This window comes from Vibrio sp. AIC-3 (assembly GCF_013114515.1).
GTDB classification, from domain to species: Bacteria; Pseudomonadota; Gammaproteobacteria; order Enterobacterales; family Vibrionaceae; genus Vibrio; species Vibrio crassostreae_C.
In genome coordinates, this window is the sequence record NZ_VTXG01000020.1 from 54,469 (window position 1) to 80,159 (window position 25,691).

Below are 25,691 nucleotides of genomic sequence, written 5' to 3' on the forward strand. Positions count from 1 at the left end.
GTAAATCTCTATCGGAGAAAGTTCGTACATTACGCGCTCAGGGGATATCGCCAGACAGGAGTCGTTACTTACATATGAAAGACAAGCGCGAGAAATGAGAAAACAGATGACCTATTCAGAATACAAAGAATCCGATTGGCATAAGTGCGTGAGCATTGGTTCAGAAGCAATGGTATCCATTGCCAAGTTTGCCTTTAAAGCCACTACCCTTTTATTTCGATTTTTCCGCTGGCTTGTCGTATCGGCTTATACCTACGTGATGAAGTAATTCTATATGGGAGTCGTTATTTTCATTACGACTTATCTAAATACCCCAAAGCGCGCCCTATTAGGTCGCGCTTTTTTTGTGCCCAGTTTTATACCTAGCTTGATGCCAAAAGTCCGAGTGCATTTTATATCGTCAGTGGCGCTAAATGGTAAAACTGACCATCGAATAAAAACCATACTACACCTGTTCCAACAAAACAGACTTCTAACTTATACAGGTACTAAAATGAAAAAGATTGCACTTAAAATTGTAGGACTAACGGTTTTGGCTTCTGCGCTAACTGGTTGTATCGGCAGCAACGCCGTAACAGGGAAAGTGATGAAATTTAACGTTGAAGTTGTCGATAACCGCTATGCCCGTGCAGGTGTAAACTTCTTATTAGCGCCTGTATACGGTATTACTACCGCAGCAGACTATGTGGTATTCAACTCACTTGAATTCTGGACAGGTAAAAACCCTATCAGCGGTTCACCACACGTATTTGATACAAAAACAGACACGCACTTCAAAGTGAACGATGAGCTGGACCCAAGCCTGAAAGAAGCCCCTGTCGGCCCAATTTCTAACAATCGCACCATTGAAACGGGTGAGATGATTAAGATCGACGAAAACACGATTCAAATGGACATCATCTATACATCTGGTGAAACAGCGACTCTAACGGGCATCAAAGACGGTCAAAACGTTACCTATTACATGGATGGTCAGCTTGTATCGCAAACAACTATCGCTGAATTAGAGAAGATTCAAGGCACTGAAGCTTAAGGTTCATCGCCCACACAGAGTTCAAACTTAAAGAGACTTTTGAGCTCATAAAATAGAACAAGCCCGGCGATTGCCGGGCTTGTTTGTATGTGCTCTATTATTTGTAAATACTCTATTGGGACTGAGACTGTGCAAGTCGAATGCTCACCAAACTCGCCACCATGATAGCTAAGTAAAAGCTGCCGATAATGGATTCCATAAACACAAAGAATTGAGCAATAGGCAGAGCTGGTGATATGTCGCCGTAACCAACCGTAGTCAAGGTGATAAAGCTAAAGTACATCGCATTAAACAAGTTCGTCAGCCAGACTTGCTCTTCTAACCCGTTAAAGGCATTAGGAAAGATCTCTAAAATTAACAAGTAGATGGTCGACCAAGCAAACCCTAGCAACAAGTAAATACAGATGGAGCCGATGATGTGATTGGGTGTCACCGTTTTGGCTTTCATCACCTGCTTCAACGCCGAGTAAATGTGTGAAAACAAGAACACAGCCAACGCCGATAGCGTCACTATCGACAGGTTATAGCCTTCCAAAAATGAAAACACGCCAGACACGAGCGCCGTAATCAATAACAGCCCATACCAAGAGCGATACAAGGCTCGCTCTTTATGAATACCGGCAATTGAACTCGCCAACGTAATAATGATAAGAAATAGGATTGTTTTCTGGCCTTGCGGATAAAACTGCTGCATCACCGCGCAACCAAAAAACAACACCAACAGTGCATAGAATAAGAAGTAGAAGTTGTCGTCTTTAGAGACTGGCTTCATCTATTTTCCCTCGACCTCTGCAGGTTTTTTCTCAGTTTCTTGTTGGTTTTTCTCTTCAAGTCCAAGCCACGCCATCGTCAGCTCATAGCTTAAACTCAGTATCACAGCACCGACAAACAGACCGACGATGCCTGACATCGCCATTCCGCCCAGTGCACCCAATAGAATTACCAACATTGGAATGTGAGAGCCACGGCTCAGCAATACTGGCTTTAAGATAGCGTCACTGCCGCTCACCAAAATACACCACACTAAGAACAAGCTCGCCGCCAGTGTCGATTCAACGCTGAACATGTAGATGATCGCAGGTAATAGAGCAAGAATCGGTGGCAGTTGGATTATCGCAATGAGCAGCACAGCTAGCGCCCAAAACGCAGCCGCAGGAACGCCTGCAATCACCAAACCGATTGCCGACATCATGGATTGAATCACAGCCACACCAATCACACCTTGCACAACACTTCGCACGGTCGATTTAGAGAGCTCTACCAATTCTTCACCTTTGCCGCCCGTTAAACGCGCCACTAAGTGAGTCACACCAGTTTTGCATTTATCGGCATTACTCATGAATGCACCAGCAATGATGGTAGAGATAATGAACTGAATAAAGCCGCCACCTAGAGAGCCAAGAACAGAAGCGGCTTTCGTCGCGAACTGTTTAACTTCATCTGCATACTTTATGAAAGTGCCTTCAATATTGTTGGAGGCTGCAACCAAGGTTGAATAAACCTTTTCCCCTATTAATGGAATATCTTGCAAAGACTCCTTCGGTTTAGGCAATGACAATGTGCCATCTTGAAGCCCTGTCATCAGGTCAGTCGCGCTGGTGTAGATACCAGAAGAAAGCGCCGCCAAAGGAATAAATAGAAGAATCACACCAATAAAGCTCAGCAATGCACTGGCTTTACCTTTCGACACCCCGGTTTTATTTGAAATTGCGACCGCCACTGGATACAACGCAGTCGCAATGATCGCACCCCATATCACCAAAAGAATGAATGGGCGCAAAATCGAAAAACACCAATACACGAGCATGGCAATCGCTGCGATCTTGATGGCAGCGTCTATCGCCTGTTTTGAAAAATCATCGGTTAACTTCATGAGACGTCCTTGTTAGACAAAATTAAGGCTGATTTTGTAGAAACTTCCAATTCCGTGTTTCTAGGAATAGAGAAGCCAAAATCATATATATGCCAATTAACACTAATTGGAATATGCGTATAAGAGTGTTGCTATCGATGTCACCGGAGCTCATCAACGTGCTACCAACAAGTACGAGCAACGTACTAAATGCAGTGGCGAAAATAGGTGCTTTTTCGGGAACCGTGTAGATCTTGGTAGCCATAAGAATGGCAATAAGTCCTATAAACAAAGAATAGAAGACAATGTTGGGTACTATAGAAAGAATTGAAAAAGCAGCAATCGCCAGCAATCCCCCGATACCGTTACTTATCACCAAAAAAGCGCTCAACTTTATCGACTTCTCTGACGTAATCATCAACGATAACAACGCAATGAACATCATTGTCAGTAAAGCTTCAGATATTTGAAAAATAAAGAAAAAGCACACCACTGGATAGGAGATAATCATCGCCCTAAAGGCCGCATACCAACGCTGTTTCTTTTCGAGTGGCGCAGCAGCGAAGCCTGAGAACGCCGATTTTGGCTCAGGGAAAAATACATGCACTAACGCAAAACGGGAATGTGTGTAACCATAACGCTCTGCCAGGTTAGAATAATGTTTTAAGTCGTTATCAAAGCGGCGTCGATTCCAGCACCCTGTCAGTGAATCCGTTTCCACCAGCATTCTTAATCGACGCTCCAATATCTTGCGTCGGCTAATATCCGTAAAGGTCACCACGTACTTGTTATTGTGCGGCAGAATTTCAGTTAGCTTTTCCACCACAACGTTTACGGTAAACTGCTCACCAAGTCGACTGACGCCACTCAACTCACCTTTCCATCTCTGGTTTTCCTTCAGTGAGCGAGTAATGGTCGTGATTAGGCTGCTGTTATTCATAAAACAGAGATCAGAAATCGGACGAGATTCGACTTGGTCAAAGGCATAACCTGAAACCCGAGAGAATTGTTGATTCACTTGTATGACCCTCAATTGACTATCGAGGACAATAAAACCTGCGACACCATCAATGATCGCTTCCGACAAGTTATTCTTGCTTTGAGCCATTTCATGTCGATAAAGGCGTGCGGTAATAAGAGTGCTAAGTAAAAACAACGCACACACCGAAAAAAACATGGCTGGCGTAGAAGCAATACTCAGCAACCACAAGCTAAATGCCATATTGAGGACAAGTGCAGACACCACGTATAGCGGCATTTTTCGGTCATAACTTAACTTGTTCATAGTTTGCTCTGGTGATGGGCGAATGACTATGATGGCTAAGTTTTAATTAAGATATTTACCATTTTACGACACATACAAATCAAATCATCTCCATTTTCAAAACATCGTCAATTCAGAGATTCAATATCGGCATGGAACACACCACCGCTACCTCATTTCTGCTTATCTTGCCGATAAATATCTTTGTCGTGTGGATAAAACACCCTAGTTGATGTCCCAAAGTGACATAACTACTATGCGATCCCAACGGGTTTGTCTTTTCAAACGAATATAGACAGGCCCAAATCGCTCTTTAACACCACTGACCCAACTTCAAATCTCCCAGATAAGCGCTCAGCCTTGCCGTTGCTTATATCGGTTTCAAATAGATCACTTTTTGAATATTAATTCGCACCCAGTTTATGAGCGCTCTTTGAGTGCTTTTTTATATCTAAATGAACCTTTTGGAAAATTTGTCGTGAACGTTTTAAGAAATATTTGCCCTGAGAAAATGGGTAAAGAGCGTAACAAACGAGAGTATGATTTACGCGTACTTAATTGTGTCAGTGAAAGCGAATATGAATCGCGTATGGCGGTTTGGAATAGCCTTGCGTTAACTGCTACTCCGTCTGCTTCGGAAACAAAGGGCTTCATCGATGAGTCTTTCAACAAGCTTCAACAAGACCTGAAAGAAGCTAGCCGTGAGTTATCGATTAACTACACGGACTTCATCGCAATGGCGCATGAAGAGATCAACTACATTAAGGTGTTTGTTGCTGATAAAACAGCACAATACGGTTGGTACGCTGCGATCGTTCTTATGGTCATCGGCACGGTTGCTCTGTGTATTCAGTAAGTTAGACCACAAATTTTACTGGCTACTGCATCGAGCGCTTTAATGCGCTCTAACTAGAAAACAAATGACGAGTCTCATTTGTTTTCTAGCCACCACAAACTCACTCTCCCATCAAAAACAACAAATCTTGGGTCGCTTGTTTCGGGTCTTCTGCGTGACATATCGCTGATACCAAGGCTAATCCATGAATACCTGTGTTAACCAACTGCGGAATGTTCGATTCGTTGATTCCACCGATACCAACAATCGGCAATTTCGTTGTTTTCAAAGCCATTTGAATGCCTTCATAACCCCAATGTTTCTTTAGATTCGTCTTAGTCGGTGTGGCAAAAATCGCACTGAGACCAATGTAATCGATCGGCAAACTATCTGCTTGTTGTAGCTGCTGTTCAGTTTCAATTGATAACCCAAGAATCTTGTCTGAACCAATCAGCTTACGTGCTAACTCTGCAGGCATATCCGATTGACCCAGATGCAAACCATCGGCGTCGACAGCCAATGCTACGTCCACTCGGTCATTGATGATCAGCGGAACACCTGAGCCAGCCAGAATCGACTTAACCGCTTGTGCTCGTTCAATGAAGGCTCTTACGTCCCCATGTTTTTCTCTTACTTGAACCATAGTGACGCCACCAGCAACCGCTTGTTCAACCACGAATTTAAGCGTTTCTAGATCTTGTTGGTCGTCAGTCACCAGATAAAGTTTATAAGGGTTCATCGCGTACCTTTGAAGTCGATTTCTAAAATTGGTTTTCTGCCATTTTACCGACAAATCACATCCTATGCATGGAAGTTAGCACTTAATCCCTTAAGTTAGGCGGTTGAATTCAAATACGCAACTCGTTGAAAGCATGTCGAAAAACCCGATTTTTCTAACAAAAGCGTTACTTATTACACAAACTATTCGCTTTAGCATGCCCAGAATGCTGTTTTATGAAATACTCCCCTATGAAGGAATCAGGTAAATATAGGGATAGTTATGCGCCACCTTTCTATAGCGCTCAAGATCAAGCTGGGTTATGCCATCTGCTTGCTCTTTTTCGTCATTTCAGGCCTTGTGAGTTACAAAGGTATTCAAACCTTGTCGAACGGCTTTAGCCAGTACAGTGACCTCAGCCACAAGGCGACATTGTCAGGCAACATTCAAGTGCACTTTCTTCAGATGCGTTTAGCTTCTGAACGTTACTTAGAGTCATTGGATGATCAATACGAAGCGAATTATCAATCGAGCAAACTTGCGATTGATGAACTGCTGAACAACTTAATCCAAACCACCACCAATACTGATAGCTTGTCGAGCCTGCAATTAGTGCAAGACAGCGTTGCAGCTTTTGATGCGGCTTATGGATCAATGAAACAGAGCCAACTGCTCATTGACCAGTTAGTGAACGTGGAGATGGTCACACGAGAAACCAACGCACTGAAAGCGGCTCAGAGCTTATTGTATGAGTCTTACAATAACAATGATCCAAACGCGAGCTTATACGCAGGCATGTTGATGGAGAACTTCCTCGCAGCCAAGATCACAGTGCTGAGTTACTCAAACAACAACGACCTCAAAACCTATGAAGCTGGTAAAGACATTTTTGAATATGCTCTGCCAGGTATAGAAGGCGATATTGAATCTCTTAAATCATCTCCTTATCAAAGTGAACTGATTGAAGATTTCTCTAACCAACGTGAAGCGTACGCGAAAGGCTTTGAACAAGTTCACCAACAGATGCTGGAGAACACTCAAAGAACCGCTACCCTCGCCTCTATTGGTGACAGCTTAGCGATTTCGGTAGCTGATGCTCAGAGCATTCTAGAACAACAGAAACAAGCATTAACACCAGAACTGCAAGCCAGCGAAAAGCGCTCGATTCAAATCATCATATTGCTGACGGGTGTGGCTTTAGTTATTGGCATGACGAGCGCCGTGTTGGTGACTCGCTCTATTACTAAAGGCATCGCACAAGTTAAACAGATCACCAACGAGCTTTCTCAGGGCAACCTGAATGTGGAAGTGAACATTGAGAGCAAAAATGAGATTGGCGAACTGCTGACTAATATGGAGATCACCATTGAATCTCTGCGCGATATTGTTGGCCAAGTGAACCGTTCTAGCGTGCGTATTGGTGAGATGTCGGAGTCACTCAATCAAGTGACCAATAACAGCTCGACCAACGCAACACAATTGAATAGCGAGATGATAAATATCTCTTCTGCCGTTGATCAACTGGCTTCAAGCACATCAGAGATAGCTTCAAGTGCCAACCACGCCTCTCAAGTCGCGAACCAAGCGACCGAGAATGTCGCGATGGGGCTCAAGGAAGTAGACAAGACACTGCACGAAATTGGCAGCGCCGATGAAAGCATGCAGGTCAGCAGCCAGAAAGTGACCGACCTGCACAAAGAGTCGATGAACATTGGCGCAATACTGGAAGTAATCAAAGGCGTATCTGAGCAGACCAACCTTCTCGCGCTGAATGCCGCAATTGAAGCCGCTCGAGCAGGCGAACAAGGTCGTGGATTTGCCGTCGTAGCCGATGAAGTAAGAACGCTCGCTAAACGCACCCAAGACTCTGCTAGCCAGATTGATGAGCTCATCACCTCACTACAACGTGGTGCTAAAGATGCGTTAGAGTCAATTAAAGAGAGCCACAGCACGGTTTCAGATGCTTCAACTCAAGCACAGCAAGCTTCTCAGAACTTACATGTGATTAATCAACACATCCAAGATCTGAACCAAGCCAACAGCCAAATCGCGGTGTCGGTTGATGAGCAGGATCGTCTTACCAAATCACTGGGTGAAAACGCGCAAGGTGCAAACACTATTGCTCAAAGCAACCAAGAGTCGGTAAGCAGCATTTCAGGTGCAGCGAGCGACTTAACCGAGGTTGCTCACCACCTAGAGAGCCAAGTGAATCGATTTAGAACCTAGCCAGCTAGTCCATACACAGCTGGCACAGTTCCAAAGCAATAATAAAAAGCCCCCAGCACATAAGTGTCGGGGGCTTTTCTTTATCTAAAGAGATTTAAGTTAGGCTTGTGGCTTAGAGTTCGGTTAACCCTACTGAATCTTCAATCGTTGAATCAGAGTCTCTTCATCTAACTGGTACAACTCATCAAGCAAGTTCATTTGCAGGCTACCCGGGCCGCGTGAGTTTTCAGCTGCGATTTCACCAACCACACCTAATACCGCTGCTGCCGCCAAACCACTGTCATCACCAATAGCAGCAAATGCGCCCGTCAATGCTGTTAAAGTACAGCCCATGCCTGTCACATACGGCATCATTGGATGACCATTGTTTAACGTCACAACACTGTCTTTCGTGACAACGTAATCCGTCTCACCAGAAATAACTACATTCGCGCCGTATTCAGCCACTAAGCATTGCGCAGCGCCTAATGCAGCATCACTGCTATCCAACGCATCAACGCCTTTGCTCTGTGCTTGCTCACCCGCTAGCGCGATAATCTCAGACGCATTACCACGAATGATTAGCTTATCGGCTAAACGTGCAATTTCACGAGAAGTCTCAGTACGCAGCGTACTTGCACCGCAACCCACAGGGTCAAGAACCACAACCTTATTGTTCGCGTTAGCTTGTTCGACCGCGAAGCGCATTCTTGGCGTCCAAACACTGTCTAATGTGCCAATGTTAATTACAAGCGCGCCAGAGAATGACATCATCTCAGCCAGTTCTTGTTGTGAGTGCGCCATGATAGGCGAAGCGCCAATCGCCAATAACGCGTTGGCCGTGTTGTTCATCACTACATAGTTAGTGATGTTCACAACCAGTGGTTTTTGCTCTCGTACTGCGCGCAGCGATTGAATAATTTGTTCAGTAAGCATGGGTAAATCCTTATTCGTGAAAGTCGCTTTTAAGCCGCTGTTGAATCATCAAGAGCGTTCAGCCCTTGCTGCCAAAAAGCCACTTCCATACGCGTTGCGGTTTTGAAGATATGAACGATGTTCTGACCGCGTTCGCTGTTGATATCAATTTCAGCAAGCAACTGATTGAAGTATTCCGCGCCCGTTGCTACGCCAGACTGGAACTCTTCACTGCCATACAGTTGCAGCCAACTTGAGTATGGGTTGCCTTCTAATACGGTATCGCTGCTTTCTAACAGCGCTTTACCAATCACAGCGTAACCAATGGAACACGGAGCCAGTGCCGCATATAAGTCGACAAGATCACCCGTCATACCCGCATCTAGAACGTAGCGCGTGTAGGCAACAGTGCCGAAATCTTCAGGCTCGTTTTCTAAATCCGATTCGGTTAAACCCCACTGACCACAGTAAGTCACGTGGTGTGAAATTTCAGAATCTAACAGAGCATGAACACTAGGCAGTGCACGACGCATATCAGCCAAGGTTTTAGCCTTGTAAATTGCCAATGCATAAGCACGAGCATACTGCTTTAAAAACAAAAAATCTTGCTTCAAATAATGCAGAAAACACGGCTGAGCGAGGGTGCCGTTTGCTAGCATTTTAACAAAATCATGCTCGGTGTAGTCTTGCCAATCTTGCTGACAGGCTTGGATTAAGTCTTGGTATTTCATGAGATTCCTTAGTCAAAAGTCGGTACGTAATCAGCGGCTTTTGGTAGTGATTTGATGATGCCTTTGTCGAACATGAACTGTGCGTAATCGTCGTAACGCTTCATATCTACAGCAGAAGGGCGAAGTGCAAAGCGAGTCAATGTGTCGTTCCATGCGCGTTGGTTAAGCTCGTTATTCAACGTATCTGGTGAATACGCCACAAACTCACTCCATGACTCTTGTGGGTGGTTCACAATGTAAGTCGTTGCTTGTTCCAATGCTTTGTTGAAGGCTTTGATTGCTTCGTCGTCGTGTTTCTTTGCGTTCGCAACAAAGATAAGCTCGTCGTAAGCGGGCACACCGTGCTCTTCAGGGAAGAATGCCTTAGCTTTAAAACCTTCAAGTGCTAATTGGTTAGTTTCGAAGTTACGCAAGCCACCCCAGATTGCGTCTACCTTACCCGATGCCAATGAAGATGAAAGTGCCCAACCGACATTGATGGTTTGCACATCTGTAAAAGCAACGTTTTCTTGCGCTAACATAGTACCGATAGTCGCTTCTTCGTTGCCAGCAATCGCAATACCGATTTTTTTACCTTTAAGATCCGCTAGCGAATCGTTCTTGCCGTTATCCAGTACCATTAGTGTGTTCAGTGGCGTCGCGATAAGGGTTGATGCACGAACTAAAGGAAGACCCGCTGCCACATCCATGGTTAAGCTTGGTTGGTAAGTTACCGCTAAATCAACCTTACCTGCCGCGACCAATTTTGCTGGCGTGCTTGGGTCTGCTGGTTCTTGGATTTCAACCTCTAAGCCTTGGTCAGCAAAGTAGCCACGCTCTTGAGCGATAACAATCGGACCATGATTCGGGTTCACAAACCAGTCCAACATCAGTGTCAGTTTCTTTTGTTCAGAGTCCGCTAGAGCATGACCTGACACTAGCGAAGCAAGCAGTGCCACTGCACCTACCAATTTGGTGTTTTTCATAGTTAACCTTTCCTTTTGAATATTATTATTGTGTTTATAGAACTAGTTTTTAACGACGTTTTGTTTAGATAAATAGCGTTGAGCGAAGCCTTATTAAACAAAGTGTTATTGATCAAGCCATCACTGGTTCTCCCAAGGGATGGCTTTTTTGAGTAACTTATCTGTGATGAAGTAGAGCGAGATAGACAGCACCGCCAAGATAAATAAGGCCGCAAACATCTCATCAATGATCATGCGCGCATTGGCTTGTAGCATTAAGTAACCTAAACCTTCACTGGAGCCTACCCACTCACCGACGACTGCGCCTATTGGGGCTATCACCACCGCTACACGAATGCCAGACGCCAATGTTGGCAATGCAGCAGGAAGTTGGATATAGCGGAGCAATTGCCATTTCGATGCACCCATCGTCTTAGCAAGATCAAGATAACCTGTCGGTGTATTACGCAGACCGTCGTAACAGCAAGTGGTCACAGGGAAGAAGATAATGATCGCCGCCATCACCACTTTTGAAGCGATGCCATAGCCAAGCCAAAGCATAAGTACTGGCGCAATCGCAAATACAGGAATCGCTTGGCTAGCAATCAAGATAGGCAATAGCCAACGCTTCAACGGGTCAAACATCAACATCTGCAAGGCGAAAAAAAGCCCCATGGATAAACCGAGCAATAGACCAAGTAAGATCTCTTGCGCAGTCACCCAAGTGTGTTTGAGTAACACATCGTAGCGTTCAATCAGCTTGAGGGAGACTTCTGCGGGAGCTGGCAGAATGAAGCTTGGCATCTCGAATATAATTACCACCATTTGCCACAAACCAAGAATCACAGCACTGCTAATAAGCAAACGCATAACAGGATTCATCTGGCGAGGACGCGCTGTGCTAGCCTGCGCGTTAGTTGAACTTTCTTCCATTGAGTTTTCTATCTTGGAGCTATCAGTAGCTTCACTTCGAGTTAGTTCATTCATAATCACGCTCCAACTGTTCTAAGATCGCTTGTTGTAGCTCGGCACACTCACCATCTAACACTCGTGGCGTTGACGTGTGAGGCACAGATAAAGAGTGAGCACTCGCAGGCGTGCCTTGCAACACATACAAGTTATCCGCCAGACGCACCGCTTCTTGTGGATCATGAGTGATCAACACAACGGTTTTACCCCTTAACAGTTCACACGCTAAACTTTGCAGCTTGTGTCTCGTTACCGCATCCAGCGCAGAGAAAGGCTCATCCATCAGCACGACTGGCTTGTCTTGCATTAAGGTTCGAGCCAAAGCAACACGCTGACGCATACCACCAGACAATTGATCCGGCATAGCATCCGCGTAATCAGCCAGACCAACAGAAATCAGTAGCTCTAACGCCTGATTTTTATGCTCGATATTTTTATGCTTATCTGCGGAATTTTGAAAGCGATGGCTCAAACACACGTTGTCGATAACCGATAGCCATGGCAGTAACAAATCTTGCTGCGCCATGTAAGCGATGCGATCCGTTAAAGGCAATTCATCAGAGGTTGTCAATGTTCCCTGCCACTCCACCTTGTCGTCCAACAAGCCTGCCAGATAACGCAATACCGTGGTTTTCCCGCAGCCACTTCGACCTAGCAATACCGTCCACTTACCTGCGTTTAAGCTAAGCGACAATCCCGATAAGGTTGCGTGCTCACTGTCGTTATAACGTAAAGAGGCATTGCTGAGCTGAACACCCACCGTATTAACGGACATTCCCGTGCCCAGCGAAGAAGTGATTTACGGGCCCATGACCTTGGCCGACTTGCAACTCATCAGCATGAGCAATCGCGCGCGAAATGTATTGTTTGCCTAGCTCAACAGCCTCTGACAGCGTGTTGCCTTGCGCTAAGAAAGAAGCAATAGCAGATGAAAGCGTACAACCCGTACCGTGGGTGTTTTTGGTAGGAAAACGCTTCGCACTAATCAAAGCAGACGTGGTTGGCAGAATCAGTAAGTCGTTACTGTTCTCATCCTTCTCTAAATGACCGCCTTTGAGAAGAACGGCTTTAGCACCTAGTGCACGCAGGTCTTCAATCATATCCTGCATTTCGGCTTCGCTTTCAGGCACAGCTTTGCCCGTTAGTGCTGCGCCTTCCTGCAAATTAGGCGTAATGATGTCTGCCAGCGGAATCAGCTCTTGTTTCAGTGTAGTAATGGCTGAGTTTTCTAAAAGAAGATCACCACTGGTTGCGACCATTACAGGGTCAATCACTAAGTGTTTAGGTTGGTACTGCTTAATTTTATCAGCGACGACTTTGATGATTTGCGAATCGGCCAACATGCCGACTTTTACTGCCACGATATTGAGATCAGTAAAAACCGCATCTAACTGGCTAGCAACATGGTCGAGTGGAATAGGCAAAATGGCGGAAACGCCTTGGGTATTCTGAGAGGTAATTGCGGTAATTACCGAACAAGCGAAGCTACCCGTTGCAGACATGGCTTTAATATCAGCTTGAATGCCCGCGCCACCACCACTGTCAGAACCAGCGATCGTCAATACAATCGGAGTATTGATCGAAGAAGATTGGTTTTCTGGTGTTTGAGTGCTGTTAGGTGATACTTGAGAATTGGAATGCTGTGTCATGGTCGCTCCTACTGTCTAAAAGACGTAAGAGAACCGAACTTTGGCCGCAAAGAGAGTGTGGAGGTGAAAGCAATGAGAGATCATTGTTGAACCACGTAGGCAAAGTAATCATAGTTCCCTACGCCAGTGTTAACTGAATCAGGTTCAACGGGTCTCGAATAACGATCTCAGCAAACACCAACTAAGGTATATGCCCCCCGACTATTGATAACGATAGTAACAGCACTCTCACAACTGAGATACTGATTTTATTCAATTATAAGAATTACACATGAAAAAATTTCAATTAGGCAAAACAAAACAAATACTTATAACGTTCCTTTAGATGGCTTCGACTGTATAAACAAGCACAACACAATCAGAGACATACCTAACCAGCCTGTAAAAGGAATCAGCTCACCGACAACACAGACGGCAAGCACCGCTGCAACTACTGGTTCAAACAGAGTCAGCAGATTGGCGCTACTCGCGGTCACGTGGCGTAAACCAAAACTGAACGCGATATAGCCCAAGCATTGTGGGATTAACGTCAGATAACTGATGACTAATACGTTAATCTGCGAGGAAAACAGGTTCTCCCCCGTAAACCAGAGCGTTGGCAGCAACAGCATCGCACCCAGGCCAAAAATACTGCCCATCGCCGCTTGTGACTTAATCCCTTTGTCGATCAGTGCTTTAGTCGCCCAAGAATAAATGGCGTAACACAACCCAGCGAGCAAACCTAAAGCAATACCGAACAGCTTGAGATCATCACCGGATTCATTCGTCGATGAAGATTCTGAAAACACCAACAACCCAATACCCACCACACCAATCGCAAAGCTAGTGAGCCAACGTTTGTTGATATTATTCTTTTTGCTAATAAGACACTCTAACAGAGCAGAAAAGAAAGGTGCGGTAGCAATCGAAACCACTGTACCAATCGCCACGCCAGATAATTTCATTGAAGAATAGAAAGCTAAAGGATAGATCGCTAAAGCCAAAGCGCTCACCGTCAACAGCTTCTTGTTCTGCAAAAGCTTGTCGAAAGCGAATAGGATTTTTCGATACGCCAATCCCGCTTGCATTAGGCCACCGACGCCCATAGAGAAAGCACCAATCACTAATGGGCTGAGATCAGGCGCAAAGCTTGCGGCGGTGCCTGTCGTGCCCCATAAAACAGAAGCAAACACGATGGCTAAAGTGCCCGTTTGGAATTCGTTAACGCGATTGATGGCAAGATTCATTTCTATTACCTAGTCTATTTTCATTTCTGAAATAGATAATAGTGAACATATACTAAGTTTAGTTTGCCAAAAGGACGCTATTCTTGTTTTGGAAGACTCTCTTTCATCGAGCCCAAAAACGCCCTTGGAGACATGCCAAAGTGCTGAGAGAAGCGTCGACTGAATGCAGACAAGTCACTATAACCCACATTTTCTGCGACCAATTGAACGGGTAAATCAGTATGACTTAGCAAGGCTTGTGCTTTCTCCATACGATAACGAGTGATGTATTTAAGCGCACTGATTCCAATGCACTCTTTAAAGCGTTTCTTAAACTGAGTGGGGCTCAAACATGCCGTTTCTGCAAGCTGAGAAATAGAGAGAGGTTGGGCGTAATTATCCGCGATGAGCCTTTGTACCGCGCGAATACGTGGGTCGATGCTCTTGCTTACTTCTTGTTGCTCTAGCAGCAGTAAAAACACATCCAAAATAGATGACTCAATGCCACTGTCGACTTGATATTCCAACTGCTTTTCAACGAACAGCAAGAAGCTCATTAAAGGTGGCGTGATAGCAAACACCGAGAGCTCATGCTCTAACAAGTGCTGCGGCAACTCCGCCATATCCGCAACAATAAACCGTGCCGCTTCATCCGCTTTAAACGCATGCGCTGTGGTTACCGGAATCACCACACATTCACCGACAGAAACTTTGCCAACATACCCCACCATTTCAATGCTAATACTCCCCTGAATAGGCAGCACCAATTGATGGTAGCCATCATGGGCATGAGTATTAAATTGCTTGGTGTAAGATCGAATGCTTAAGCTAGATTTCATGAGCAACGCCAGAGTACATTTCGCTAGGTTAAAGTAAGAGATACAACGTTACATTATCACTTCCCTAGAGTCACACTCAATGCGCATCAAATTCATGCTCACTAGGTGACACGATCAAAAGCGGCCTCTAAATGAGAGGCCGTTTTTATTAAAAATCGTCATTCACCTCAAGGTTAGAATGACACTTGGCTATCCTGACCAACCACTACCTGAACACTGTTTTGAACATCATAGATTTCAAAACCATCAGCAACCGGATCAGCATTGTCTTCATCACTGTCGAACTGCGCAGTACAGGTATAACCCAATGAGTAAGTACCTGGATCAATGAAGCCCAGAGAGAACTCATAGTTAGTCTGTGCTTCATTCATTGCCACTGACGCTGAAGTGATCGGTTTCACTTCATCACTGCCGCCAATCGGAGCCATGTCAGCTTTATCGACGTTGCCTTCATACAGATAAACCGACTGAACGAACGTGCCATTGTCTGTAGGATTACAAGCTTCGAAAGTTGTGGTTGCAACGGTACCTTCAATGTTTCCTGTCTCAACCGTATTGATAAGGCTTACAGACGTTCTTTGAATAGTGTAATCAGGGAAAGTCGAACTGTTCTTTAGGCCGCGTCGAAGATCGAACTCGACAACAAAATCGTTACTCTGTTGGTTCACATTAAACGAATCATTAAAGTAAAGCACGCCAGCGTTATCTTCTTTACCCACACCTTGCGGACACGCACCTTCACCTTTCACCGTTAACTCATGGGCCGTATCATCGTTTTCTATCACGTAAGATGGATCTGTTGGATGATCGCCGTCATTTGCGAACACACACAACTTATAGCTGCCTACCGGAATGACCTCATTTTCAATCAAAGGAAGCGCATCGCTGCCTTGATAATCCAGCAAATTCACACTTAATGGAATAGGGTCCTCACCATCTGGCAAAGGATCGCCGTTCTCATCAACATAATCGCCATTTTCGTCCGTTTTATATACATCATAAATCAGTGGCGAACCTTCTCGTTGGGGAAGTAAAGCGACCTTACTGAATGTCACCGTCACATCTTTAACATCATCGACAGGCGCATCGCTCACGCTCAAAGTAATGGGTGTCGTACTGCTTGATGACCCAGAGTCACCACCACAACCAACAAGCCCAGCCAGCACAAGGCTCGCTAAAGCGGTTTCCTTAAAATACTTCATAACTCATTTCCTATAAATCACTGCTCAATAAAGGACCTAGCCAGTTGCCCTTTTCTTTTTTGTTGTGACTCATTGGTAACCAGTACATTGCTTAACATTTACTCCCTTTATTAGGGCTATCTCTATACAAATGCACAGTTAACCAAGGTACACATATCAAGTCGCGCATAGGTTAATTAAGTTTAGTAAGTAATTTGTCAATATGGTTTTTAGTTTGGCAAGTTTGCTGTCAATTATGTTGAAACGGTCGGTATGTATTGCGTCAGATAAGATGATTGAAAGTAACTCAACCAAAGCTCTAACTTACCACCAAGATCAAAAAAGGCCGTTAAGGCAGCTATTGCTGAACTTAAACGACCTTTTTATTGAATTTTGATGAAGCTAAGACGATATCAACTCAGTCAAACTCACTTATTTTTGAAGTTGCTCTTTAGCTGCTTCAACCTTAGAGAAATCTAAGCCAAGCTCTTCAACGGCTTCTTTGATTAGCGCAGGGTTTTGCATTACCTGACCCATAAGCATTTGAAGCTTGTCTTGTGGTAAACCAAGTTGGCTGATCGTCGCCATTGCTGCAAGAGGGTTTTCAGTCAACGTTTGGAATAGCTCGCTGATCTGTGCGTCGCTAATATTGTTCTCTTTCAACATTGCTAGAATCGGGTTCATCTTTTTACCTTTGAAACACTAAATAAAATAGGAGCACAGCATACCATCTAGCTGTGCTCGATTGTACTAGCAACTTATACTTTGCCTACTGTGAAGTAACGTGAAACCTAGCGAGACTCTAACGGGTAAGAACGGTAGCTCCACATCCCGTAAGTTCTAAGGGCATCACGGTAGATACCTAGTAGCTCCCCATCACTTGCTTTCTTAAGTTCTGAAAGTGGCTTGTCTGGGTAAGAAACCGTATCGAAAGTAATGCCCTGAGGGCCGGTTTGCCAGCTTGCCACTTCAAACAGAGTTTGACCACGGCGAACGTGGCTTGCCGAGCTAATAATCGTCGCGTGTTTAATGTTGTGGCGAGCTAACGCATAACTACTGAACAAGGCATTGCCAACCGTGCTAGTCGCATAGTTTTCTTCAATGATGCGATCTTTGCTTACCCCTTTATCGATAAGCCAGTCCGCCATCAACTTGCCTTCAGTCTTGTGGTTCTTCGGCACGCCACCCGTTAACACGATCATCGCATCCGGATTCGCTTTAGCCATCGCCAATGTCGTCTCAAGACGCTCAATCAAGATCTGATGCATTGAGCCGTCTGGATTCAGCGCATAACCTAGAGTAACGATAGCGCCGTGATCATCAAGCAACCCTTTGTCCGCAGATTCTTTAAGCGGTGTTTCTAGCACGCGATCGACCGTAGCAAAAATGCGTTTGATGTCTTCTGCTTTACCTTTGTTCAGGCTTTCCAGTTTCTCCATGTGCTTATTGGATTCACTTTCATTGCCTTCAAATCGCTGCCAAACCGCAAGGTAAGCATGAAGATCAACATCGTCTGGTGCAACCGTCAGCGCTTGCTCAAACAGCTCAATAGCGCGCTCTGCATTCTTGTTGTAGATCTGAGCGTTCGCTGCCGAGATAAGCAAATCAGTACGGTAAGGTTCTAGTTGGTAAGCTTCTAACAATCGGTTAGTCACAATTTCCATGTTGCTTGGCATTTTAGCCGTAAAGCCCGCGTGAGAAATTCTTGCCGGAGACTTAAACGCCTGCAACGCATCAAGAAGTAATTGGTCGACAACTTGTCGCTTAGTCACCAACTGCGCGTAATCCGCAGAAGCCTGTACTGCGCCGTCGTTAGCAGCAAAAGAATAAGATGTTGCGCCAAAAGCCAGCATGCCACCAAGAGCGAGGGCGATAATGTTCTTTTTCATGAAAAGATCCTGTGTCGTTAAGTGTTCACATCAGATTTGCTCACCAATGTAAGTCCCTAAGATTAAAAAACCGTGAAGCACACCTTAATCTCTAACGTTTATATTCATTTGTTGCATAAGGTGTGGCAGCAGATCACGATTTTGAACTTACCAATAAGCCTGTGCATCCAGATAATTCTGGTTTGAACCAGTGCTCAACGTTTTTGTTGGAATATCTGACTGCGGATTTCATACGCCCTATCCCGCCAAAAACCACCCATCACAAATCCGAACTCCGCATAAAGCAACGAATCAAAAAAACCACTTTAAGCTCATTTTTTCAACAACTTAAAATCCAACACACTGAATCGCGCGATTTTACCCCTCGCTCAAATAACGAGGTCTTCAACACATAGAGTTGGAATGCGAGTCAGAAGATCTTCAAATAATTCAAAATCAACCATTGAACGATCGTTCAAGTGGTGCTTTAATAAATGATCAATACAAGGAGTTACCCCATGCTTAAGTTCTATTTTCACCAAACACCAAACCCAATGAAGATCGCTCTGTTTTTGGAAGAGACAGGCCTAGATTTTGAACTTGTTCCTGTCGATACCTTAAAGGGTGAGCAGCATTCAGCGGAATATCGTTTAATCAATCCAAATGGCAAAACGCCTGCGATTGAAGATGAAGGACAACGTGTATTCGACTCTAACGCTATCCTTCTGTATCTCTCAGAGAAAACAGGCAAGCTTGGCGGTCAGCCAGAAGACAGAGCTGAACTACTCTCTTGGATGATGTTTATCGCGAGTGGCCTTGGTCCATATTCAGGCCAATCGGTACACTTCCGCCATGCTGCACCAGCAGGCTTAGACTACGCTGTGAACCGATACCTACGTGAAGCACAACGTCACTACGAAGTGTTAGAGAAGCATATGGAAGGTCGTGAGTTTATCGTCGGAAATGAGTACACGATTGTCGATGTCGCTGCATGGGGCTGGATTGATAAAGCACCTGTCGTGCTTGGTGAAGAAGGCTTAGAACCTTACCCGAACTTGAAGCGCTGGTTCGATGCAATCAACGTCCGCCCTGCTGCACTGCGTGCTCGCGAAATCGGCAAAGGCATTGAGTTTAAAACCGAACGTGATGAAGAAGCGAAACGAGCACTGTTTCCTTCGAATTTCCCAATCAACGAATAATTCAGCATGAAGTAAACGATGTGGAGCGAAAGCTCATTACTGGGCGAGCTATCTAAAAATCAATAGTATTGTTTCTATTAACTGATACCACACTAGTTAAAATATCAATACTATTGATATGCTATATACCCGTTCAACTTGAAGATGCAGGCTTGAGAACTTGAAAGTTATCATTAATTCGAGATGTCAAAGAGCCTGCGATCTCTGGAAGAGTCACAGTAAAAAATTGGTCTATTGCCGCCTTGAAATCCCGTTTGCTTTTGAAGTAAACGTTGTTCCTCGACTTCTCATTCATTACTTTCCATAGCCGCTCTATTGGATTCAGGTTTGGGCTGTAAGGTGGAAGATAATGCAGTTCAATATTAAGGACAAACGCCGCATCTCTGACCAAGTCACTGCGGTGATATCCCGCACCATCTAAGATGATATGAAGCTTATGGGCTAACGGATAACTCTCTCTTAACTTACAGAAGAAGTGAACAATCGTTTCACTGTTAATGCTCTCATAATCATGAACAATAGTCGCCCCAATATCTGACAGGTTCAGTGCGCCAATAATGTTCAATCGGCTACGATTTCCCGTTGTTTCAATCACTTTATCTTTACCAGTTCGTATCCAACCATGAGATATTTTTGTTGATAAGGTTGGGTGAACAGCGTCGATAAAAACTATCGTTTCATCCTTGCCACAGCTTGCCTTTAGTGCTTCATAAGCATCTATGAAGCTTGTTGTTTTGCTTCATCAAACTTGTGTGGGACGCCTTTCGGCTGCTTGTAGCTAAAGCCATTGTGGTGAAGCCATTTGTTCATACCAGAAACCGTGTAATCAAGTCCAAATGTCTCTTTAACATAGGCGACAATTTGATGAGTATGAGAATAGGTTTTCTCAGTCAAATGCTCGATTAGGTGCATGGTTTGAGTAGCAGAAAGTTTACTTTGGCTTCCGCCATTTTCAGGCTTAAGTTTTTCAGAAAGAACGTAGTCACTGAGGTGACGTGCAACGGTCGATTCATGAATACGAAGAGCTTGTGAAATCATAGTCTGACTCCAGCCTTCAGAAGCTAGCAAAACAGCCTTAATACGGTCGCAAACTCGACTGTCACGTTCATTGTCGTGCATTTGTTCGAGTTGTAGTTTCTGTTGAGGAGTCAGTGTAATTTTCATGGCTCGTAGCATGATCCTGATTCTAAAGAAAATCAAGCATCTTCAATGATCAGGGGTATATATGAACGAAAAAGATAATATGAACATGGGTCGCCGCAAAGCACTAACAACATTGGCTGCTACCGCTGCATCGATTCCATTTGCAAAATCCATTGCTGCTGATTTAGCAGAAGTCTCCAGTACGGTGAACATTTTACCTAATGAAAAAGGGCCTTTTGATCCCGTCATTAAAGGGGGGCGCGTTATCGACCCTGAAACGAAGCTTGATGCAATTCGATATGTTGGTATTAAAGGCAATAGAATTGCGGCGATTTCGGAAAGCCCACTTCAAGGCGATAAAGTGATCGATGCGACAGGTTTGGTTGTATCACCAGGCTTTATCGATTTGCATGCCCACGGTCAACAAATCATGGGTTCATGGATGCAAGCGTTTGATGGTGTCACCACACAGCTTGAACTGGAATCAGGTCTTTTCCCAATTAGCGATGCTTACAACCACGTAGCCAAAGAAGGGCGACCTACCAACTATGGTTTCGGTGTTGCATGGAGCTTCGCCCGAGCGGTAGTCATGGATGAGCGCGTTGGTAAGCCTGATGGCACCCTGGCATGGTTTCAAAAAGCCTTTACTTTTGATGGTTGGCAAAACTCCATTCCGAATCAGGAGCAATTAGACGAAATATTGAAACTGATTGAAAATGGTCTGAATGAAGGTGGACTCGGGATTTCAATCAATGCGGGCTATGCACCAGGAATGGGACGCAAAGAGTATTACCAACTGGCTGAGATGGCGAAAAAATACGATGTCGCCACCTACACGCACGATCGTTATATGAGTGTTTTGGAACCACAAAGCTCCTTTGAAGCCTTAGGTGAACAGATTGGTCTTGCAGCCATTACCGGTGCCCACATGCACGTGTGTCATATCAACAGTGTGGCCGGACGCGATCTTAAAGCGGCGACTGATTTACTTAAACAAGCTCAGTCTAAAGGAATTAATCTCAGCGTTGAGTCATATACTTACGGTGCTTTCTCGACGGGTATTGGTGCCGAATTCATGCGTGGCCCAGATTGGTTAGCTCGTTTCGGTGCTGATGATTACGCCGCGGCTGAGTTTAACGGCAAACCGATGAATGAAAAATCATTTCACGAACTGCAAAATGCCCAGCCAGGTGCGCCGATCATCTTCCATTTCTTGCGCGAAGAAGAGTCACAATCGGATCAAGAGTTGCTCGACCTTGCTGTCATGTACCCTGGCGGTGCTATTGCTTCTGATGGTATGCCATGGTTCCGCATGGATGGCTCTATCATTGAAGAGGATATTTGGCCACTGCCTGATAACATTTTCAGTCACCCTCGCTCAGCAGGCTGTTTTTCTCGCTTGTTCGCTCGCTGGGTTCGTGAGCGCGGTGTACTCTCACTAGTGGACGCCATTGAGAAAACCACGTTGATCCCTGCGAAAATAGTTGAAGGTACCGCTTCACAGATCAAGAAAAAAGGCCGTATTCAGGTCGGTTGTGATGCAGATATAACCATGTTTGATCTTAACATCATTCAAGACAACGCTAATTTTACCAACCCTCGTCAGACATCTTCTGGACACAAATACGTTATGGTTAACGGCCAATTGATTATTGATGATGGTCAACGTGTCGAAGGTAGCCTACCTGGTAAAGCCATTCGCAACGTGTAACCCCAATACATAATGGCGGAGCATACGCTCCGCCATAGAATCAAATAAGAGAAATCGATGAACAATAAAGCCATCCCTGTCACCATTTTGTCGGGCTTTTTAGGTGCAGGCAAAACCACTCTACTCAATCACATATTAACCAATAAGCAAGACCTTAAAATAGCGGTTATCGTCAACGATTTTGGCTCTGTAAATATAGATGCTGACCTAGTTAAATCACAAGATGAAACGGTAATGCAGCTAGAAAATGGCTGTGTCTGCTGTAGTCTTGCAGAAGGGTTAATTGTTGCAGTCATGCGCATCCTCTCGTTGGAAGAGCGCCCAGACCATATCATTGTTGAAACTTCTGGTATATCTGAACCGCTTGATGTAGCGAGAAAATTTGAAGATGACGAGCTGAAAAAATTGGCCCCGATCAACGCGATTGTGACGACAATTGATGCAGATAACATCCTGCAGTTAGAAGGACCTATGTTGGAACTTGCTGTACAACAAATTCTCGTAGCAGACATTATCTTAATCAACAAAACGGATCTCGTGTCGGCGGATCAGTTAACTCAAGTCCATAGCTGGTGTAACGAGCGCAATGCGGTCGCAAAACGATTAGATGTCACCTTTTCACAAATCGACTTACCGATTATTTTCGAAGGCTCTACTGACATTGATCGCATACTCGCCAGTAGCACGACCAATTCCACTCCAGCGTCTAGCCTGCTTAAGCATAACTTCGAAACCTTCTCATTTGAGACGGATAAAGTCCTATCGATGCAAACGCTACACCCGATACTCGAAAAGCTCTCTTTAGATATATATCGTATGAAGGGAATTTTAAACCTTGCTGAGCGCCAAGACAGACAATGCATTTTTCAATGTACAGGCCAGCGTGCCAGTATCGTCGTTGGGGATGAATGGCCGAATGGAGAGCGTGTCTCTCGTCTTGTCTTTATTGCTCCCAAAGGTGTGCTCGATAAAGAACATTTGACCGAAATTATCAATCAGTCAGTAGTTCAGTAGTTCAGTAGTTCAGTAGCGCTACAATACATCAATTTTAGCTCACATTATCGTTGCCTTCACCAAAACGGTGAAGGCCCGATCCTTTCAACACGTTGGTTAAAAATCGCTTGATCTCCGGGCTCATAGTGCTTCGAAAGCGGGTTTCACCATCAGTGCGGTAGTAATGGCTAAGTCGCTGAATCGGCGAGGTTTACCTTGTTTGTTTTGCTTCCACTCGACTATTGCTTCCTCATCAATCCAAAAGGTCAGAGAACCACGGTTGATCAAGGCTCTATTATACTGTTTCCAATTGGTTGTTTTGTAACGAGGTTTAGGCATGAGACTACGACGATTGATGGGTGTAGCCGATCAGATCGTAGCTTCTTGATTTAGTTCCATCGATTTAAGCAACAAAGCCCCGCTCATTGCCCGATGAAGAGTGCGATACCGTTCACAACCCAAACTATGCACTCATCATTGATATCGCTAACAATCGCTTATGACGGATGAAATACATCGAATGGGCTGCTTGTACCTTTGCTAAGCTCACTAGTGTCAATTAGCCATGGTGGTGTCCGCAGTCTGAGAACTGATCCATTGCCGTGTGTAGGCAGCATTCATAGTTTGACAACTGCCCATCATTTAGAATCCCGCGAGGATTAGTGTCTGTGTCATTCAACGACACGTATTCGCGTCCCGCTTTTTTAGCAATAAACTCCTCTTTGGTTTGACGCAGTAGCTCAGCATCGGTCAACAACTCAAGACCTTGAGCAGCCAATACTCGAGCAGCTTGTAGGCCAGATTTTTGGCCGATGCTCATACCATTACACGCTGTACAGCCCCATTGGTGTGGTGGAATACCTTTTGGCCAAGAAGCGAAAATCACACCCATTGTTGGCACATTCCAACTGATATCACCGACATCCGATGAACCACCCACCTCAAGACCAAACTGTGGCTCCATAACATCGGTTGCAAGTCCTAGCTCTGGTTTACCCATTTCTTTTTGGATTGCCTTGGCAAATTGTTGCTCTTCTTCGCTCCAATCAATTGGGAAGTAGCGTTTAAGATGTTTAGTAATACTGCCTGCAAGGACATCATTCGGCAGACAGTCATAAATTCCACCTAAGTTTGTCATTTCAGATCTTGTTTGTGTTGCCATTGCAGCACCTTTGGCAATATCTTCCAGCCAATCTTTGTGCTTGCGAATGTTTTCGGCACTCTTGCCGCGATAACGTACTAGTACTTTGGCATAGTCTGGCACCACGTTCACCGCAGAACCGCCGTTAAGAATTTGATAGTGAAGACGGCTAGTCGGCTCTAGTTGCTCGCGCATCATGTTGGCAGCCACAATAAACACCTCCGCTGCGTGCAGCGCACTGCGCCCTTCCCAAGGGGCTGCTCCAGCATGGGCGGTCACACCGTGCCACTCAAAGATAAGATCAATCGAAGCTGCAGAATGGAAGTTGATGGCCGTATTTACCATTGCCGGATGGTTGTGGAGACAAACATCTAGCTCATTAAACAGACCTGTCGCTGCCATGTAGTTTTTACCATTAAGCGCTTCTTCAGCAGGGCAACCGTACACTTTGATCGTGCCAGGAATGTTCTCTTTCATCATATGGTTTTTTAACGCGATGGCCGCACCAATAGATGAAGAACCAATCAGGTTATGACCACAGCCATGACCATTGGTATTGCCATTTTTTGCTGGTTGCTTATAAGGTACGGTATCGTTGCCAAGGTCGGGTAATGCGTCAAACTCAACAAGATAGCCAATGATAGGTTTACCTTGTCCCCAGCTCGCCACCCATGACGTTGCTAGATCTGCCACATTTCGCTTCTCAATAGTAAAACCATGTTGCTCTAGTACCGCACTTTCTAGCGCCGAGCTTTGGAACTCTTCATAGCTGAGTTCAGCGAAGTCCCATACATTAGATGCCATGTCCCAAATAACTTGCTCAAGGTTAGTTACTTCCTGATCTAGTTTGGTGTAGTTCGTCATTGTCATATTCCTAAAAGATTAAGTTAAAAATATTTCTCATTGCGCTTATTTTTTGGCTTTCCCGAGAACTTGTGAATAATCTTATCCTCTTTTTTTAGCAACAATAACTACCATAAGACGGACCAAGCACTTCAAAAAGAGCTCGGGCAGGCTTTGTTGTTTCTACGTTTTCACCTAAGGCTTACTCAGAACTGGCGCGATTTAAAGCCATGTTCCGTAAACTAAAAGAGTTGGGAGAATGGAAAGGCCCAAACCCATTGGGAGAAGTAAAGCCATTCAAAGACCATGAGCGCACCATGGCGTTCTTGCAGAAAGAACAAATTTAGCTGTTGCTCATAGACAGGATCTTAAGAGCTAACTTGTTTATTTAGATAGAAAAAAGGCTTCATTTATGATCAGATAATCGTCGCCAAACAAACTACCTACATCAAT

General features: G+C 44.8%; 22 protein-coding genes, 5 pseudogenes and 1 riboswitch. Of the genes and pseudogenes, 8 read left to right on the plus strand and 19 right to left on the minus strand.

The window, feature by feature from the left end; genetic code table 11:
* Window positions 1–106 precede the first annotated feature (106 nt).
* Window positions 107–268 (plus strand): hypothetical protein, encoded by a 162-nt coding sequence (locus F0229_RS14490; RefSeq protein ID WP_171733111.1) that lies wholly within the window; start codon window positions 107–109, stop codon window positions 266–268.
* Between the two features lie 225 nt (window positions 269–493).
* Window positions 494–1,033: a DUF3332 domain-containing protein gene (locus F0229_RS14495; RefSeq protein ID WP_171733112.1), complete on the plus strand. Its 540-nt coding sequence runs from the start codon at window positions 494–496 to the stop codon at window positions 1,031–1,033.
* A gap of 112 nt (window positions 1,034–1,145) precedes the next feature.
* On the opposite strand, the gene F0229_RS14500 is transcribed toward F0229_RS14495, so the two are convergent.
* From F0229_RS14500 to F0229_RS22075, 4 genes and pseudogenes are all read right to left on the minus strand, one after another.
* A complete protein-coding gene (locus F0229_RS14500) occupies window positions 1,146–1,805 on the minus strand; it encodes a potassium channel family protein (protein ID WP_017064414.1) in 660 nt (219 codons plus the stop codon).
* A complete protein-coding gene (locus tag F0229_RS14505) occupies window positions 1,806–2,906 on the minus strand; it encodes an AI-2E family transporter (RefSeq protein WP_171733113.1) in 1,101 nt (366 codons plus the stop codon).
* Between the two features lie 22 nt (window positions 2,907–2,928).
* Window positions 2,929–3,495: pseudogene (locus tag F0229_RS22070) on the minus strand (hypothetical protein); the annotation flags it as partial.
* Window positions 3,490–4,170 (minus strand): annotated as a pseudogene (locus F0229_RS22075) (PAS domain-containing protein); the annotation flags it as partial. The pseudogenes F0229_RS22075 and F0229_RS22070, both read right to left, overlap by 6 nt.
* Window positions 4,171–4,660: 490 nt before the next feature.
* Here F0229_RS22075 and F0229_RS14515 point away from each other — a divergent pair.
* Entirely contained in the window at window positions 4,661–5,005 is a 345-nt protein-coding gene (locus F0229_RS14515; protein ID WP_017064409.1) for a hypothetical protein, read from the plus strand.
* Window positions 5,006–5,105: 100 nt separating this feature from the next.
* Here F0229_RS14515 and thiE read toward each other — a convergent pair whose 3' ends face one another.
* A complete protein-coding gene (gene thiE, locus F0229_RS14520) occupies window positions 5,106–5,723 on the minus strand; it encodes a thiamine phosphate synthase (protein ID WP_171733114.1) in 618 nt (205 codons plus the stop codon).
* Between the two features lie 261 nt (window positions 5,724–5,984).
* Here thiE and F0229_RS14525 point away from each other — a divergent pair, with 261 nt between their 5' ends.
* A complete protein-coding gene (locus F0229_RS14525; RefSeq protein ID WP_017061910.1) occupies window positions 5,985–7,928 on the plus strand; it encodes a methyl-accepting chemotaxis protein in 1,944 nt (647 codons plus the stop codon).
* 129 nt (window positions 7,929–8,057) lie between these two features.
* Here the strand turns inward: F0229_RS14525 and thiM are convergent, their stop codons facing one another.
* The 11 genes from thiM to F0229_RS14580 all read right to left on the minus strand — a co-directional run bounded on the left by thiM (window position 8,058) and on the right by F0229_RS14580 (window position 18,229).
* Window positions 8,058–8,843, minus strand: a complete 786-nt coding sequence (gene thiM / locus F0229_RS14530) for a hydroxyethylthiazole kinase (RefSeq protein ID WP_108203194.1) — start codon at window positions 8,841–8,843, stop codon at window positions 8,058–8,060.
* A 29-nt stretch (window positions 8,844–8,872) separates the two neighbouring features.
* On the minus strand, window positions 8,873–9,553 hold the full coding sequence (tenA, locus tag F0229_RS14535) for a thiaminase II (RefSeq protein ID WP_171733115.1): 681 nt from the start codon (window positions 9,551–9,553) through the stop codon (window positions 8,873–8,875).
* Between the two features lie 8 nt (window positions 9,554–9,561).
* Window positions 9,562–10,518 (minus strand): ABC transporter substrate-binding protein, encoded by a 957-nt coding sequence (locus F0229_RS14540; RefSeq protein ID WP_065104608.1) that lies wholly within the window; start codon window positions 10,516–10,518, stop codon window positions 9,562–9,564.
* A gap of 120 nt (window positions 10,519–10,638) precedes the next feature.
* A complete protein-coding gene (locus tag F0229_RS14545; RefSeq protein ID WP_162299033.1) occupies window positions 10,639–11,430 on the minus strand; it encodes an ABC transporter permease in 792 nt (263 codons plus the stop codon).
* A gap of 46 nt (window positions 11,431–11,476) precedes the next feature.
* The gene (locus F0229_RS14550) at window positions 11,477–12,241 is read right to left on the minus strand and encodes an ABC transporter ATP-binding protein (protein WP_171733116.1); all 765 of its coding nucleotides are present in this window, start codon (window positions 12,239–12,241) and stop codon (window positions 11,477–11,479) included.
* Window positions 12,231–13,115 (minus strand): bifunctional hydroxymethylpyrimidine kinase/phosphomethylpyrimidine kinase, encoded by an 885-nt coding sequence (gene thiD, locus F0229_RS14555; protein ID WP_171733117.1) that lies wholly within the window; start codon window positions 13,113–13,115, stop codon window positions 12,231–12,233. The genes F0229_RS14550 and thiD overlap by 11 nt, the downstream gene beginning before the upstream one ends.
* Window positions 13,116–13,213: 98 nt before the next feature.
* A riboswitch (TPP riboswitch) is annotated at window positions 13,214–13,325 on the minus strand.
* Between the two features lie 98 nt (window positions 13,326–13,423).
* Window positions 13,424–14,341, minus strand: coding sequence for a DMT family transporter (locus F0229_RS14560; protein ID WP_171733118.1), 918 nt, complete (start codon window positions 14,339–14,341; stop codon window positions 13,424–13,426).
* Between the two features lie 77 nt (window positions 14,342–14,418).
* Window positions 14,419–15,159: an AraC family transcriptional regulator gene (locus F0229_RS14565; RefSeq protein WP_171733119.1), complete on the minus strand. Its 741-nt coding sequence runs from the start codon at window positions 15,157–15,159 to the stop codon at window positions 14,419–14,421.
* Between the two features lie 173 nt (window positions 15,160–15,332).
* Window positions 15,333–16,361, minus strand: a complete 1,029-nt coding sequence (locus tag F0229_RS14570; protein ID WP_171733120.1) for a DUF4382 domain-containing protein — start codon at window positions 16,359–16,361, stop codon at window positions 15,333–15,335.
* Between the two features lie 411 nt (window positions 16,362–16,772).
* Complete coding sequence (locus F0229_RS14575) at window positions 16,773–17,024, minus strand: DUF2999 family protein (protein WP_004738856.1); 252 nt, start codon at window positions 17,022–17,024, stop codon at window positions 16,773–16,775.
* Between the two features lie 107 nt (window positions 17,025–17,131).
* Entirely contained in the window at window positions 17,132–18,229 is a 1,098-nt protein-coding gene (locus F0229_RS14580) for a YdcF family protein (protein WP_171733121.1), read from the minus strand.
* A 497-nt stretch (window positions 18,230–18,726) separates the two neighbouring features.
* Here F0229_RS14580 and F0229_RS14585 point away from each other — a divergent pair, with 497 nt between their 5' ends.
* Entirely contained in the window at window positions 18,727–19,407 is a 681-nt protein-coding gene (locus F0229_RS14585; RefSeq protein ID WP_171733122.1) for a glutathione S-transferase family protein, read from the plus strand.
* Between the two features lie 133 nt (window positions 19,408–19,540).
* Here the strand turns inward: F0229_RS14585 and F0229_RS14590 are convergent.
* Window positions 19,541–20,571: pseudogene (locus tag F0229_RS14590) on the minus strand (IS630 family transposase).
* Window positions 20,572–20,632: 61 nt separating this feature from the next.
* Between F0229_RS14590 and F0229_RS14595 the strand changes: the two are divergent.
* Both F0229_RS14595 and F0229_RS14600 read left to right on the plus strand, forming a co-directional pair.
* Window positions 20,633–22,261: an amidohydrolase family protein gene (locus F0229_RS14595; protein WP_171733123.1), complete on the plus strand. Its 1,629-nt coding sequence runs from the start codon at window positions 20,633–20,635 to the stop codon at window positions 22,259–22,261.
* Window positions 22,262–22,318: 57 nt separating this feature from the next.
* A complete protein-coding gene (locus F0229_RS14600) occupies window positions 22,319–23,275 on the plus strand; it encodes a GTP-binding protein (protein WP_171733124.1) in 957 nt (318 codons plus the stop codon).
* Between the two features lie 141 nt (window positions 23,276–23,416).
* Here the strand turns inward: F0229_RS14600 and F0229_RS14605 are convergent.
* Together F0229_RS14605 and F0229_RS14610 are read right to left on the minus strand one after the other, a co-directional pair.
* Window positions 23,417–23,593: pseudogene (locus F0229_RS14605) on the minus strand (transposase); the annotation flags it as partial.
* A gap of 220 nt (window positions 23,594–23,813) precedes the next feature.
* Window positions 23,814–25,259, minus strand: a complete 1,446-nt coding sequence (locus tag F0229_RS14610) for an amidohydrolase (RefSeq protein WP_171733125.1) — start codon at window positions 25,257–25,259, stop codon at window positions 23,814–23,816.
* A 185-nt stretch (window positions 25,260–25,444) separates the two neighbouring features.
* Between F0229_RS14610 and F0229_RS14615 the strand changes: the two are divergent.
* A pseudogene (locus F0229_RS14615) lies at window positions 25,445–25,582 on the plus strand (site-specific integrase); the annotation flags it as partial.
* Between the last annotated feature and the right edge of the window lie 109 nt (window positions 25,583–25,691).